The 14116-nt window shown below is 57.3% G+C and carries 15 protein-coding genes; all 15 read left to right on the forward strand.

Annotated elements, in window-relative coordinates; translation table 11 throughout:
- The first annotated feature begins 47 nt into the window (after positions 1-47).
- Entirely contained in the window at positions 48-1256 is a 1209-nt protein-coding gene (locus tag AC07RZ_RS09910) for an ABC transporter substrate-binding protein (protein ID WP_494667872.1), read from the forward strand.
- Positions 1257-1403: 147 nt separating this feature from the next.
- Positions 1404-2288, forward strand: a complete 885-nt coding sequence (locus AC07RZ_RS09915) for an ABC transporter permease subunit (RefSeq protein WP_144742540.1) — start codon at positions 1404-1406, stop codon at positions 2286-2288.
- A gap of 17 nt (positions 2289-2305) precedes the next feature.
- Positions 2306-3277 (forward strand): branched-chain amino acid ABC transporter permease, encoded by a 972-nt coding sequence (locus AC07RZ_RS09920; RefSeq protein WP_494667834.1) that lies wholly within the window; start codon positions 2306-2308, stop codon positions 3275-3277.
- Positions 3278-3535: 258 nt separating this feature from the next.
- A complete protein-coding gene (locus tag AC07RZ_RS09925) occupies positions 3536-4309 on the forward strand; it encodes a sulfite exporter TauE/SafE family protein (RefSeq protein WP_494667873.1) in 774 nt (257 codons plus the stop codon).
- Positions 4310-4509: 200 nt separating this feature from the next.
- The gene (gene mnmG / locus AC07RZ_RS09930) at positions 4510-6435 is read left to right on the forward strand and encodes a tRNA uridine-5-carboxymethylaminomethyl(34) synthesis enzyme MnmG (RefSeq protein WP_342829845.1); all 1926 of its coding nucleotides are present in this window, start codon (positions 4510-4512) and stop codon (positions 6433-6435) included.
- Between the two features lie 69 nt (positions 6436-6504).
- On the forward strand, positions 6505-7176 hold the full coding sequence (rsmG, locus tag AC07RZ_RS09935; RefSeq protein ID WP_494667835.1) for a 16S rRNA (guanine(527)-N(7))-methyltransferase RsmG: 672 nt from the start codon (positions 6505-6507) through the stop codon (positions 7174-7176).
- Between the two features lie 19 nt (positions 7177-7195).
- Positions 7196-7831 (forward strand): leucine efflux protein LeuE, encoded by a 636-nt coding sequence (leuE, locus tag AC07RZ_RS09940; protein ID WP_494667836.1) that lies wholly within the window; start codon positions 7196-7198, stop codon positions 7829-7831.
- Positions 7832-7852: 21 nt separating this feature from the next.
- Positions 7853-8623, forward strand: coding sequence for a ParA family protein (locus AC07RZ_RS09945; protein ID WP_092395815.1), 771 nt, complete (start codon positions 7853-7855; stop codon positions 8621-8623).
- Between the two features lie 123 nt (positions 8624-8746).
- Complete coding sequence (locus AC07RZ_RS09950; RefSeq protein ID WP_494667837.1) at positions 8747-9643, forward strand: ParB/RepB/Spo0J family partition protein; 897 nt, start codon at positions 8747-8749, stop codon at positions 9641-9643.
- A 292-nt stretch (positions 9644-9935) separates the two neighbouring features.
- Positions 9936-10280, forward strand: coding sequence for an ATP synthase subunit I (locus AC07RZ_RS09955; protein WP_092395811.1), 345 nt, complete (start codon positions 9936-9938; stop codon positions 10278-10280).
- Positions 10277-11101 (forward strand): F0F1 ATP synthase subunit A, encoded by an 825-nt coding sequence (gene atpB / locus AC07RZ_RS09960; RefSeq protein ID WP_494667838.1) that lies wholly within the window; start codon positions 10277-10279, stop codon positions 11099-11101. The genes AC07RZ_RS09955 and atpB overlap by 4 nt, the downstream gene beginning before the upstream one ends.
- Positions 11102-11192: 91 nt before the next feature.
- Positions 11193-11438 carry a F0F1 ATP synthase subunit C gene (gene atpE, locus AC07RZ_RS09965; RefSeq protein ID WP_011872763.1) on the forward strand — a complete coding sequence of 82 codons (246 nt, stop codon included), beginning with the start codon at positions 11193-11195 and terminating at the stop codon, positions 11436-11438.
- Positions 11439-11504: 66 nt separating this feature from the next.
- On the forward strand, positions 11505-11975 hold the full coding sequence (locus AC07RZ_RS09970) for a F0F1 ATP synthase subunit B (RefSeq protein WP_494667839.1): 471 nt from the start codon (positions 11505-11507) through the stop codon (positions 11973-11975).
- A 2-nt stretch (positions 11976-11977) separates the two neighbouring features.
- Positions 11978-12517, forward strand: coding sequence for a F0F1 ATP synthase subunit delta (locus AC07RZ_RS09975; RefSeq protein ID WP_494667840.1), 540 nt, complete (start codon positions 11978-11980; stop codon positions 12515-12517).
- Between the two features lie 52 nt (positions 12518-12569).
- Positions 12570-14111, forward strand: a complete 1542-nt coding sequence (gene atpA / locus AC07RZ_RS09980; RefSeq protein ID WP_144742531.1) for a F0F1 ATP synthase subunit alpha — start codon at positions 12570-12572, stop codon at positions 14109-14111.
- The last annotated feature ends 5 nt before the right edge of the window (positions 14112-14116 follow it).

A 14116-nucleotide genomic window follows, 5' to 3' on the forward strand; every position in this document is an offset into this window, starting at 1 on the left:
CAGCCGCGGGATAACGGGTGGTTTAAAAAATGGAGAAGACAATGAATATCAAGTTAAAGATTTTGGCAGCCGCAGTGAGCAGTACTGTCGCCCTCGGCTTTGCCGCGCCGGCTTCGGCGCAGATTTCCGGCGACGTCATCAAGATCGGCTTCATCACGGACATGTCGAGCGTTTACTCCGATATCGACGGCCCCGGCGGCGCGGAAGCAATCAAGATGGCGATCGCCGACATGGGCGGCGCCATCAACGGCAAGAAAATCGAGCTGGTGGTGGCGGATCACCAGAACAAGGCCGACATCGCATCGAGCAAGGCGCGCGAGTGGTTTGACCAGCAAGGCCTGGACGTGCTGATCGGCGGCACCAACTCCGGCACCGCGCTGGCGATGGCGAAGATTGCAGCGGAAAAGAAGAAACCGTTCTTTGAAATCGGCGCCGGCAGCACCCGCCTGACCAACGAAGAATGCACGCCTTATACCGTGCACTATGCTTACGATACCTACGCCCTGGCGCATGGCACCGGTTCGGCGGTAGTGAAGCAGGGCGGCAAGAGCTGGTATTTCCTGACTGCCGATTATGCCTTCGGCGCGTCGCTGGAAAAAGATACGACCGCGGTAGTGAAAGCGTCTGGCGGTACCGTGCTGGGCGCGGTCAAGCATCCATTGAACGCCTCTGATTTTTCTTCCTTCATGCTGCAGGCGCAGTCGTCCAAGGCGCAGATCATCGGCCTGGCGAATGCCGGCGGCGACCTGATCAACTCGGTCAAGGCCGCCAATGAATTCGGCGTCACCAAGAATGCCAAGCTGGCCGGCCTGCTGGTGTTCATCAACGACATCCATTCGCTGACCCTGAAGCAGACCCAGGGCATGTACCTGACCGACAGCTGGTACTGGGACCAGAACGACGAATCGCGCAAATGGGCGAAGCGTTATTTCGAGAAGATGAAAAAGGAACCGTCCAGCCTGCAGGCCGCGGATTACTCGTCGGCGATGCAATACCTGGCTGCAGTCAAGGCCACCGGCACGGACGATGGCGACAAGGTGATGGAGCAGCTGCGCAAGGCCAAGTTCAACGACATGTACGCCAAGAACGCTTATCTGCGCGCGGATGGCCGGGTAGTGCACGACATGACGCTGTACCAGGTCAAGACACCGGCTGAATCGAAATATCCTTGGGACTACCTGACCAAGATCCAGACCATCCCGGGCGAACAGGCTTTCACGACCAAGGCCGAGAGCAAGTGCGCCTTGTGGAAGTAACCAGGCTGCCGCGCCTCTGCTGAGGATGCGGCCCGATGCTGACGATATGCCTGGCGCGCCGCGCAGTGCAAGGATTTGTTCCTGCGCTGCGTGGCGCGCTGTTCGATAGTCCTTCACTCGCACGAGTGACCTTTTGATGACATTGCCATGGAAATATTCGGCATTCCCTTTCAAGCCTTGATGAGCCAGCTGCTGCTGGGGCTCGTCAACGGCTCGTTCTACGCCATGCTGTCGCTCGGCCTGGCAGTGATCTTCGGCTTGCTCAACGTGATTAATTTCGCCCACGGTGCGCTGTACATGATGGGCGCTTTCCTGGCCTGGATCGGGCTGACCTATTTCAACCTGAACTACTGGGTGATGCTGGCCCTGGCGCCGCTGCTGGTGGGACTGTTCGGCGTCATCATCGAGAAGACCATGCTGCGCTGGCTGTACAAGCTGGACCACTTGTACGGCTTGCTGCTGACCTTCGGCATCACCCTGATGGTGGAAGGCATCTTCCGTTCGTTCTATGGCGTCTCCGGCCAGCCGTTCTCGGTGCCGGAACTGCTGAGCGGCGCCACCGACCTCGGCTTCATGGTGCTGCCGAACTATCGCGCCTGGGTGGTGCTGGCTTCGCTGACGGTGTGTTTTGCGACCTGGTTCGTGATCGAGAAGACCAAGCTGGGCGCTTACTTGCGCGCTGGCACCGAGAATCCGAAGCTGGTCGAAGCATTCGGCGTCAACGTGCCGCTGATGGTGACCTTGACCTACGGCTTCGGCGTCGCTTTGGCGGCCTTTGCCGGGGTGCTGGCGGCGCCGGTGATCCAGGTCTCGCCACTGATGGGTTCGAACCTGATTATCGTCGTATTCGCGGTTGTGGTGATCGGCGGCATGGGTTCCATCATGGGATCCATCATTACCGGCCTGGCGCTGGGCGTGATCGAAGGATTGACCCGCGTGTTTTATCCGGAAGCGTCGGCCACGGTGGTGTTCATCGTGATGGCGATTGTGCTGATGATCCGGCCGGCAGGCCTGTTCGGCAAAGAGAAATGAGCGGAGCGGTTATGAACATGAACAAGAAAATAGGCTATGGCTTGCTGTTGGCTGCGGCACTGGCGGCGCCGTTCGGCATCTATCCGGTGTTCCTGATGAAGATCATCTGCTTCGCGCTGTTTGCCTGCGCGTTCAACCTGCTGATCGGCTTTACCGGATTGTTGTCGTTTGGACATGCCGCTTTCTTCGGCGGCGCCGGCTATATCGCGGGTTATGTCTTGACCAAGCTCGGCTTGCCGACTGAAGTGGGCTTGCTGGCAGGGACTGCGGCGGGCGCCCTGATCGGCCTGGTAATGGGCAGCCTGGCGATCCGCCGCCAGGGTATTTACTTCACGATGATCACCTTGGCGCTGGCGCAAATGCTGTATTTCGTTTGCCTGCAGATGCCGTTCACCGGCGGCGAGGATGGCTTGCAGGGTGTGCCGCGCGGGCATTTGTTCGGCTTTATCGATCTCGGCAACGACCTGACTTTGTACTATGTGGTGCTGGCGATTGCAGTGGCTGGCTTCGCACTGATCATGCGCACCGTGAACTCGCCGTTTGGCCAGGTGCTGAAAGCGATCAAGGAAAACGAGCCGCGCGCCATTTCACTCGGCTACGACGTCAGCCGCTACAAGCTGCTGGCCTTTGTCTTGTCGGCCGCGCTGTCAGGCCTGGCCGGTTCTACCAAGACCCTGGTGCTGGGTTTTGAAACGCTGACCGACGTGCACTGGACCATGTCGGGGCTGGTGGTGCTGATGACCTTGGTGGGTGGCTTGGGCACGATCATTGGACCGATCGTCGGTGCGCTGATCATCATCGTGCTGGAAAACAAGCTGGGCGATATCGGCAACTGGCTGGCCTCGGTGACGCATATCGAATGGTTCAATGGACTGGGCGAGTCGGTCACTATCGTCACCGGCTTCATCTTCATTGTCTGTGTGCTGGCGTTCCGGCGCGGGATTGTCGGTGAAATCTCGGCCTTGCTCAAGCGCTCCGGCGCCAGATGACGTAGTCCCGGCCGTATCTCTAAAAGCCCGTACCCAGCTTGGCTGGTACGGGTTTTTTGTTTGGGGACAAGAATATCCGCGTTGCCTAAATAATAGGCAGCTTCTCCGGTGTTAATTAAGTTGCTTGCTTGAACTTTCCCATCCAATTCAGCTAATCGAAATACTTGGATGGCTATGACTAAATAACATAGCTGCCTGGCATGCTCGCTCAGGCGCAGGCACGTAAAATTGCGTGTCTTTAATATTGCCTGGTTCATCATGCCTGAGTTATTTCCCGACTTCCTTATCCTTGCCCTTGCCAGTTTTGTCGCCGGCCTGATCGACGCCGTGGTTGGAGGAGGGGGCTTGATCCAGATACCGGCCTTGTTCTCGATGCTGCCCAATGCCGCGCCGGCTACCGTTTTCGGCACCAACAAGCTGGCCGGGATATTTGGCACCGGCGCCGCTGCGGTCAATTTCGCCAAACGTGTCAAGCTGGCATGGAGTGCGGCATTGCCCGCAGCAGGAGCGGCATTCCTGTTTGCCTTCCTTGGCGCATATACCGTAACCCATATACCGACTGAGGCGATTCGCAAATCGCTGCCGTTCATTTTGCTGGCGGTCGCAATATACACAGTGAAGAAGAAAGATTTCGGCAGTATCCATGCTCCTCTGCATACCGGTTCGAAGGAGAAGCTGTTTGCGGTGTTGATCGGTGGTGGGATCGGGTTTTACGACGGTGTTTTTGGCCCTGGTACAGGTAGCTTCCTGATTTTCCTGTTTGTGCGGTTTTTCGGCTTCGATTTCCTGGCTGCTTCCGCCGTATCCAAGGTTATCAATGTGGCGACCAACCTGGCTGCCTTGCTGTGGTTTGGATATAGCGGGCATATCATCTGGCAGCTTGGATTGATAATGGCTATCTGTAATGTTGGCGGTTCCCTGGTCGGTACCAAGTTGGCGATCAAGCATGGGAGCGGTTTTGTACGGAAGCTGTTTTTGCTGGTGGTGTCGGTATTGATCTTGAAAACGGGTTACGACGCCTTCCTTAAGTAATTCCACAGACTTTACCGCTAACGGCGATTGTTTCACGTGAAACAATCGCCGTTGTTGTTTTGGGGCGCGATAACTCCGGTTTGTTCAATGTTTCACGTGAAACAATCACGACACTGCGCGCGGGAGGGTGTAAGCGATAGCTGCATGCTTTATAATCACGCCTCAGCCCACTGTTTTTCATCGTCTCCAAGAGGCGCACTATGCTTTTTCCTACACATTTTGATGTAATCGTCGTCGGCGGCGGTCATGCCGGCACCGAAGCCGCGCTGGCGTCTGCCCGCATGGGCCAGAAGACTCTATTGTTGACACACAATATCGAGACCTTGGGCCAGATGTCGTGCAACCCTTCAATTGGCGGGATAGGCAAGGGCCACCTGGTAAAAGAGGTTGATGCGATGGGCGGTGCAATGGCTATCGCTACCGATGAAGCGGGCATCCAGTTTCGTATCCTGAATTCCTCGAAGGGGCCGGCAGTACGGGCAACCCGCGCGCAAGCTGACCGCATCCTGTACAAGCAAGCTATCCGTTCGCGCCTGGAAAACCAGGAAAATCTCTGGCTGTTCCAGCAAGCGGTGGATGATCTGCTGGTAGAGGGCGATCGGGTGGTCGGCGCCGTTACGCAAGTCGGTATCCAGTTCCGTAGCAGGGCAGTGGTGCTGACCGCCGGTACTTTCCTGGACGGGAAGATCCATGTCGGCCTCAACAACTACTCCGCCGGCCGCGCCGGCGATCCGCCTGCAATCTCCCTGTCGGCGCGCCTGAAAGAATTGAAACTGCCGCAAGGCCGCCTGAAGACTGGCACGCCGCCGCGCATCGACGGCCGCACCATCGATTTTTCCGTGATGCAGGAACAGCCGGGCGATCTCGATCCGGTGCCGGTATTCTCGGTAATGGGCAATACCGCCATGCATCCGGCCCAACTGCCGTGCTGGATTACCCATACCAACCAGCAAACGCACGACATCATCCGCGCCGGCCTCGACCGCAGCCCGATGTACACCGGCGTGATCGAAGGAGTGGGGCCGCGCTACTGCCCATCGATAGAGGACAAGATCCATCGTTTTGCCGGCAAGGATTCGCACCAGATATTCCTGGAGCCGGAAGGGCTGACTACCAACGAGTTCTATCCCAATGGTATTTCGACAAGCCTGCCGTTCGATGTGCAGCTGGCCTTGGTGCATTCGATGCGCGGGCTGGAAAATGCCCACATCCTGCGTCCCGGCTATGCGATCGAATACGATTATTTCGATCCGCGCGCCTTGAAGGCTTCGCTGGAAACCAAGTCGATCCAGGGCTTGTACTTTGCTGGCCAGATCAATGGCACTACCGGTTATGAAGAGGCAGCCGCCCAAGGCATGCTGGCCGGCTTGAACGCTGCGCTGCAGACGCAGGAGCGCGATGCCTGGACACCGCGCCGCGACGAAGCTTACCTTGGCGTGCTGGTGGACGACCTGATTACCCAAGGCGTGCAGGAGCCTTATCGCATGTTCACCAGCCGTGCCGAATACCGCCTCAGCCTGCGCGAAGATAACGCCGACTTGCGCCTGACGGAAATCGGCCGCCAGCTGGGTTGCGTCGGCGATGCCCAATGGGCGCAATTCGAGAAAAAGCGCGAAGCGGTGGCGGTCGAGATGGAGCGCCTGCGCTCAACCTGGGTCAACCCGCGCATTGTGGCCGAAGCCGAGGCAGAACGCTTGCTAGGCAAGGCCATCGAACGCGAATATTCCCTGGTCGACCTGCTGCGCCGTCCAAATGTTTCTTACGATCAATTGATGACGCTCAAGGGGCTCGATGGCCAGGACCTGGGCGGTCCGGGCGTGCAGGACGACACGGTCAAGGAACAGGTCGAGATCCAGGTCAAGTACGCTGGTTACATCGACCGCCAGGCGAAGGAAGTCGAGCGCCATGAGCACAATGAAAACCTGAAGCTGCCCGCCGACCTGGACTACATGGATGTGCAGGCGCTGTCTATCGAGGTGCGCCAGAAGCTGAACCTGCACCGGCCGGAAACCTTCGGCCAGGCTTCGCGCATTTCCGGCGTTACGCCGGCTGCCTTGTCGCTGTTGCTGGTGCACCTGAAAAAGGGCGGCATGAAGCGGCTGAATGCAGACGATCAGGCTGCCTGATTGCTTAGTTATCAACTACCTAATCAACTACCATCAAGGTAATTGCCGGGATAATCGAGGAGTGGCAACATGAGTTCAACGCAGACCGCGCCGGCGGCAAAACAAGCGCTGGAAGCGAGCCTGCGGCAAGGTGTGTCAGCATTGGGAATCACGCTGGACCAGGAGCAGCAGCAGCAACTGCTGGCTTACCTGGACCTGCTGGCAAAGTGGAACAAGGTTTATAACCTGACTTCGATCCGCGAACCGGCGCAGATGATGACCCACCATTTGCTGGATTCGCTGGCGGCAGTGCCGGCTTTTACCGAGGCAAAGAATGTGCTCGACGTAGGTGCCGGCGGCGGCCTGCCAGGGATGATCCTGGCGATCTGGGCCGGCAAGGCCAGGCCGCAGATGCGGGTGTCGATGATCGACACGGTGCACAAGAAAACAGCATTCCTGACCCAGGTAAAAGCCGAGCTGGGCCTGGGCAACGTAAGTGTTTACACCGCCCGGGTAGAGCAGTTGCAGGTAGCGCAGAAATTTGACGTGATCACTTCGCGGGCATTTGCGGAATTGGCCGATTTTATCAACTGGTCGGCGCATTTGCTGACCGATGACGGCCAGTTCATCGCGCTCAAAGGCGTGCGGCCGGATCAGGAGATCGCGCGCTTGCCGGCCGGCTGGGAAGTCACCGAAACCAGGTCCCTGGCGGTGCCGGGGCTGGATGCGGAACGCCACCTGATTTTTATCAAACGCAAGTAACAGCAGGAGCAAATCCATCATGACCGCTTTTTTCCACGCCCTTGGCATTACCGATGTCTGGCAACTGATCGTTGCAACCATGGTGTTCCTGGCGCTGCCGGGCGCCGGTACGTTTTGCATCCTGACCAGCGCCGGCAGGGAAGGCGTGCGCGGCGGTTACGCCTCGCTGTTCGGCATCATGCTGGGCGATGCGGTGCTGATGTTCCTGGCGGCGATAGGCGTCGCTGCGCTGCTGGCCGCCAATCCGCTGGTGTTCAAGGGTGTGCAGTACCTGGGTGCGGCCTACCTGGCTTACCTCGGCTGCAAACTGCTGTTCGCCAGGAAGAGCGAGGGGGCCAGCGCCGCCGTGGGTTTCGCCGGCGTCAGCAATTTCACCCGCGGTTTCCTGGTGACGCTGATCAATCCCAAGGCGATCGTGTTCTACATGGCGTTCTTCCCTTTGTTCATTGATCCGGCGACGCAGCGCGGCAGCCTGACCTTCCTCACCATGGCTGCAATCATCTCCAGTTGCGCGCTGTTTTACGGTAGTCTGCTGGTACTGCTCGGGAATACCGCGGCCAAGCGCCTGGGACACAATCGCCGTATCGCCGCATTCGCTTCCAAGGCCGCAGGCATTTTCCTGATCGGCTTTGGCATCAAATTAACGACTAACTAATCACGACCTTTACACCAATACATGGCAAAAATATTTTGTGTCGCCAATCAAAAGGGCGGGGTCGGCAAAACCACTACCGCCGTGAACCTGGCCGCCGGCCTTGCGCAACTGAACCAGCGCGTGCTGCTGGCGGACCTCGATCCGCAAGGCAATGCCACCATGGGAGCGGGGATCAACAAGGGCACATTGTCTGCCACGATTTATGAAGTATTGCTGGGCATCTCCGATATCAAGTCGGTGCGCAAGACCTCCGAGACCGGCGGTTTCGATGTGCTGCCGGCGAATCGCGAACTGGCCGGCGCCGAAGTGGAAATGGTCGAGCTGGAGAATCGCGAAAAGCGTTTGAAAGATGCGTTCATCGCCGTTGCCGACGAATACGATTTCATCCTGATCGATTGCCCGCCGGCGCTGTCGATGCTGACCCTGAACGGCTTGTGCGCGGCGCATGGCGTGATCATACCGATGCAGTGCGAATATTATGCGCTGGAAGGCTTGTCTGACCTGGTCAACACCATCAAGAAGGTGCACGCTAACCTGAACCCGGACTTGAAGATCATCGGCCTGCTGCGGGTGATGTTCGATCCGCGCATGACTCTGTCGCAGCAGGTGTCGGTCGAACTGGAAAAGCATTTCGGCGACAAGGTGTTCAAGACCGTGATCCCGCGCAACGTGCGGCTGGCCGAAGCGCCTTCCTACGGCATGCCGGGCGTCAGTTTTGACGCTGCTTCCAAGGGCGCGCAGGCTTATATCGCTTTTGGCGCAGAGATGGTGGAGCGCATCAAGACCATGTAATGCACAGCTTATGTACAGCCTTATACAGCTTTAATCACAGGCTTATCCATAGGTTTATTCACAGGGTTATCCACAGCTTGTCACAACGTTATCAGTAAATCAGCAATCTACGGTAGGAATAAGATGGTCACCAAGAAATCAAAAGGACTGGGCCGCGGCCTTGAAGCGCTGCTGGGCGGATCGACCGATATCGCCGAGGCGGTGCCGACCATCGCCGGCGCGCCGTCGGTGTTGGCCGTGACGCTCATGCAGGCCGGCAAATACCAGCCGCGTACCCGCATGGACGAAGGCGCGCTGGCCGAGCTGGCGGCGTCGATCAAGGAGCAGGGCTTGCTGCAGCCCATCCTGGTGCGGCCGATCGCGTTGCACAACGGCGCCCAGCACTATGAAATCATTGCCGGCGAGCGGCGTTTCCGGGCGGCCCAGCTGGCCGGCCTGATCGAAGTGCCGGTGCTGGTCAAGGATGTCGACGACCAGACCACGGCGGCGATGGCGCTGATCGAAAACATGCAGCGCGAGGACCTGAATCCGCTGGAAGAAGCGCAGGGCATCCATCGCCTGATCACCGATTTCAGTTTCACCCATGAGCAGGCGGCGGTATCGGTAGGGCGCTCGCGCAGCGCGGTCTCGAACCTGCTGCGCCTGCTGAACTTGGCCAAGCCGGTGCAGACCATGCTGATGGCGGGCGATATCGACATGGGGCATGCGCGGGCGCTGCTGGCGGTCGATGCCGCAACCCAGATCACGCTGGCTAACCAGGTGGTCGCCAAGCGGATGTCGGTGCGCGATACCGAAAAACTGGTGGTGCGCGCCACTACCGAAGCCGACGGCGCCAGCCGGCCGGCCAAGAACAAGGAAAAGTCGCGCGATATCGCGCGCCTGGAAGAAGAATTGTCGGATTTGCTGGCAACCCAGGTGACGATCAAGACCGCCGCCAAGAATCGCGGCCAGCTGATCATCGATTTTTCCGACCTCGACACGCTGGACGGTTTGATCGCGCGGCTCAAAGGCGCTGAATAGAAAAATCGGGACACTTCACATTATTGGTGCACGGATCACAATCAGGATGATTGTTGATACGGTTGCACGGCCCGTAAAACGGGCTTCCGCAGGCAAGCGGATCTGTTGCATAAGCTTATGATTCGGCAGCAAAAGTTTGACGAAAGCCGCGCCCAGCCTTTATAATCCTCGGGCTTCTAAATCAGCCGTGGACTTGCCTTAGTTACGTGTTTAACTGCGCGCATTACTGCGATGTATCAGCCGCATTCGTCAACTGCGTTGCAAGAGCGGCTTCGCACAATATTGGGTCAGTATGCTGCGCATCGTGCTTATGCAATTTGTTACTACGGTCGTGCTGGCAAGTGTGGCAGGTTTACTGGCCGGCGTATCCGGATTCTGTTCCGCGCTTTTAGGTGGTGTGTGCTGCGCGGTTCCCAACGGACTGTTCGCTCTCCGTCTTTACATCAGCGCGCGCAAACCAGGTGGCGCCAACCCGATGTCTTTTTTCATCGGAGAGTTTGTCAAAATTGCTACAACGATTGCGCTGATTGGCGCGGTCGTATGGTTGTACCACGATTTGAATTGGCCGGCATTCATCGTCAGCTTCATCGTGGTACTCAAAAGTTACATAATCTTACTTTTTAGACATCGATCATGACTGTAGCTTCAAGCGACGCACTAACCCCCTCAGAGTATATTGTCCATCACCTTGGACATTTTTCAACTGGCCATCAATCCAAGATAGTCGATTTTTCGATCATCAATATCGACACGATCTTCTGGTCGGTGTTCGCCGGCGTGGTCGGCTGCCTGTTGATGTACCTTGCCGCGCGTAAAGCGACTGCAGGCGTACCGGGCCGCTTCCAGGCTTTCGTCGAAATGGTGGTCGAGATGGTCGACGACCAGGCCAAGGGCATCGTCCACGGCGACCGCAGCTTCATCGCGCCGTTGGCGCTGACCGTGTTCATCTGGGTCGCCCTGATGAATTCGCTCGACTTCCTGCCGGTCGACCTGTTCTCCAGCTTCTTCAAGCTGGTCGGCCTGGACGGCCTGATTTCCCACCACCGCGTAGTGCCGACCGCCGACCTCAACGGCACCATGGGCATCGCCCTCGGCGTGCTGGTGCTGATGCTGTACTACAGTTTCAAGATCAAGGGTTTAGGCGGTTTCCTGCATGAACTGGTAGCGGCTCCTTTCGGCATCTGGTTGGCTCCGGCCAACCTGCTGCTGAACCTGATCGAATTTGCTGCAAAGACTGTGTCGCTGGCGATGCGGCTGTTCGGCAACATGTATGCCGGCGAACTGTTGTTCCTGCTGATCGCGCTGCTCGGTTCGACCGCCACCGCGTTTGGTTTTGTCGGACATGTCGTGGCCGGCTCGATCTGGGCGATCTTCCACATCCTGATCGTGTTGCTGCAAGCGTTCATTTTCATGATGCTGACGCTGGTGTACATCGGCCAGGCGCATGAGGCGCACTGACCTGCGCCGGATTTGAATCAGTAGTTGTTCTTGTTTTGATTTTGTTTTTTTGTATTAATTTTTGTATTCACTTAACTTTGAAGGAATTGTCATGACTGATCTGTCTTTTGTTGCTTTGGCTTGTGGTTTGATCATCGGTTTGGGCGCTATCGGTGCTTGTATCGGTATCGCAATCATGGGCGGTAAGTACCTCGAAGCATCGGCACGTCAACCAGAACTGATGAACACTCTGCAAACCAAGATGTTCCTGCTGGCTGGTCTGATCGACGCTGCGTTCCTGATCGGTGTTGGTATCGCCATGTTGTTCGCATTCGCAAATCCGTTCATCGCTAAGTAATTTAATCAAGCGTAACCGAATCTGCTGAGTCACTTCAGCACACGTTATTCTGAGAAGGAAATTACCGTGAACTTAAACGCAACATTGTTTGCTCAGTTCGTGGTCTTCTTTGTCCTGGCGCTGTTCACGATGAAATTCGTGTGGCCGCCACTGACCAAGGCGCTCGATGAGCGCGCCAAGAAGATTGCGGACGGCCTGGCAGCCGCTGATCGCGGCAAGGCAGATCTGGCAGCCGCTGAAAAGCGCGCTTCGGCAGAACTGGCGACCGCGCGCGACGAAGGTCAAAAGCGCATTGGCGAAGCTGAAAAGCGCGGCCAGCTGATCGTCGACGAAGCCAAGAAAACGGCTTCGGAAGAAGCTGCCCGCATCATCGCTAACGCTAAAGCCGAAGCGGAACAGCAAATGACCAAGGCACGCGAAGTTCTGCGCGGCGAAGTTGCGACCCTCGCGGTCAAAGGCGCCGAACAGATCCTCAAGCGCGAAGTCGACAGCGCGGCGCATGCCGACTTGCTGAACCAACTGAAAACAGAGCTGTAATCATGGCTGAACTTGCAACGATTGCTCGTCCTTATGCAGAAGCGCTGTTCCGTGTAGCCAAGTCGCAAGACCTGGCTGCGTGGGCGAATCTGGTTGCCGAAATGGGCCAGGTAGCGGCCCATTCCGATGTGAAGGCGCTGGCGCACAATCCGGCCGTCTCGCATCAGCAAATCGCGGATACGTTCCTGGCGCTGCTGAAATCGCCGCAGGCGGCCAACGCCGAAGCCAAGAACTTCGTCGCGACGCTGGTTGACAACGGCCGCCTGGCCGCTTTGCCGGAAATCGCCGAGCAATTTCAAGTGCTGAAGAATGCACAAGAAGGCGCCGCCGATGCCGAGATCACCAGTGCTTTTGAAATGACCGAAGCGCAAGTGAAGGATCTGATCGCGACGCTGGAAAAGAAATTCGGCCGCAAGCTGAACCCATCTGTCACTGTGGATAACTCGCTGATCGGCGGCGTACGCGTAGTAGTCGGCGACGAAGTGTTCGACACCTCGGTACGCGCCAAGCTGCAGGAACTGCACGCTGCCTTGGCTGCCTGAGACCCCTGCGTATTTGCGTAACTGAGCAACGAGAAAAATTTTAGGAGTTAACATGCAACTCAACGCGTCTGAAATCAGCGAACTGATCAAGAGCCGGATTCAAGGCCTTGGCGATACTGCTGAAATTCGCAATCAAGGCACGGTTATTTCCGTGTCCGACGGTATCTGCCGTATCCATGGTCTGTCTGACGTGATGCAAGGTGAGATGCTGGAATTCCCAGGCAACACATTCGGCCTCGCGCTGAATCTCGAGCGCGACTCCGTCGGCGCCGTTATCCTGGGCGACTTCGAACACATTTCCGAAGGCGATACAGTCAAATGTACCGGCCGTATCCTGGAAGTGCCTATCGGTCCGGAACTGCGCGGCCGTGTAGTGAATGCACTGGGCCAGCCTATCGACGGCAAGGGTCCGGTCAACACCAAGCTGACAGCGCCGATTGAAAAAATCGCGCCTGGCGTTATTGCCCGTCAATCGGTTTCGCAGCCAATGCAAACCGGCATCAAGTCGATCGACTCGATGGTGCCGATCGGCCGCGGCCAGCGCGAACTGATCATCGGTGACCGCCAGACCGGCAAGACCGCTGTTGCGATCGATGCGATCATCAATCAAAAGGGCCAGGACGTGACATGTATCTATGTCGCTATCGGTCAAAAGGCATCGTCGATCAAGAACATCGTGCGCTCGCTGGAAGCACACGGCGCCATGGAATACACCATCGTTGTTACTGCATCGGCTTCCGAGTCGGCTGCGATGCAATACCTGTCGGCCTACTCCGGCTGCGCAATGGGCGAATATTTCCGTGACCGCGGTGAAGACGCGCTGATCGTGTATGACGACCTGTCCAAGCAAGCTGTTGCATACCGTCAGGTATCGCTGCTGCTGCGCCGTCCGCCAGGCCGCGAAGCTTATCCTGGCGACGTGTTCTACCTCCACAGCCGTTTGCTGGAACGCGCAGCACGCGTGAACGAAAAGTACGTCGAAGATTTCACCAAGGGTGAAGTCAAGGGCAAGACTGGTTCGCTGACTGCCTTGCCGATCATCGAAACCCAGGCTGGCGACGTTTCCGCCTTCGTTCCGACCAACGTGATTTCGATTACCGACGGCCAGATCTTCCTGGAAACTTCGTTGTTCAACGCCGGTATCCGTCCTGCGATCAACGCCGGTATTTCGGTGTCGCGCGTTGGTGGCGCTGCCCAGACCAAGGTAATCAAGAACCTGTCCGGCGGTATCCGTACCGACTTGGCGCAGTATCGTGAACTGGCAGCGTTTGCGCAGTTTGCTTCCGACCTCGACGAAGCGACCCGCAAGCAACTGGACCGCGGTGCACGCGTTACCGAGCTGTTGAAGCAAGCGCAATACTCGCCGTTGTCGATCTCGCTGATGGCTGTGACCCTGTTCGCGGTCAACAAGGGTTTCCTGGACAGCATCGAAGTCAAGCAGGTACTGCCGTTCGAAAGCGGCCTGCACAACTTCATGAAGACCAGCCACGCGCCTTTGCTGCAAAAGATCGAAGAAACCAAGCAACTCGACAAAGATGGTGAAGCTGCATTGTCTACCGCCGTTGCTGATTTCAAAAAATCGTTCGTGGCTTAATTTAA

The sequence above is a fragment of the Collimonas sp. GW821-FHT07E08 genome (genome assembly GCF_059418905.1).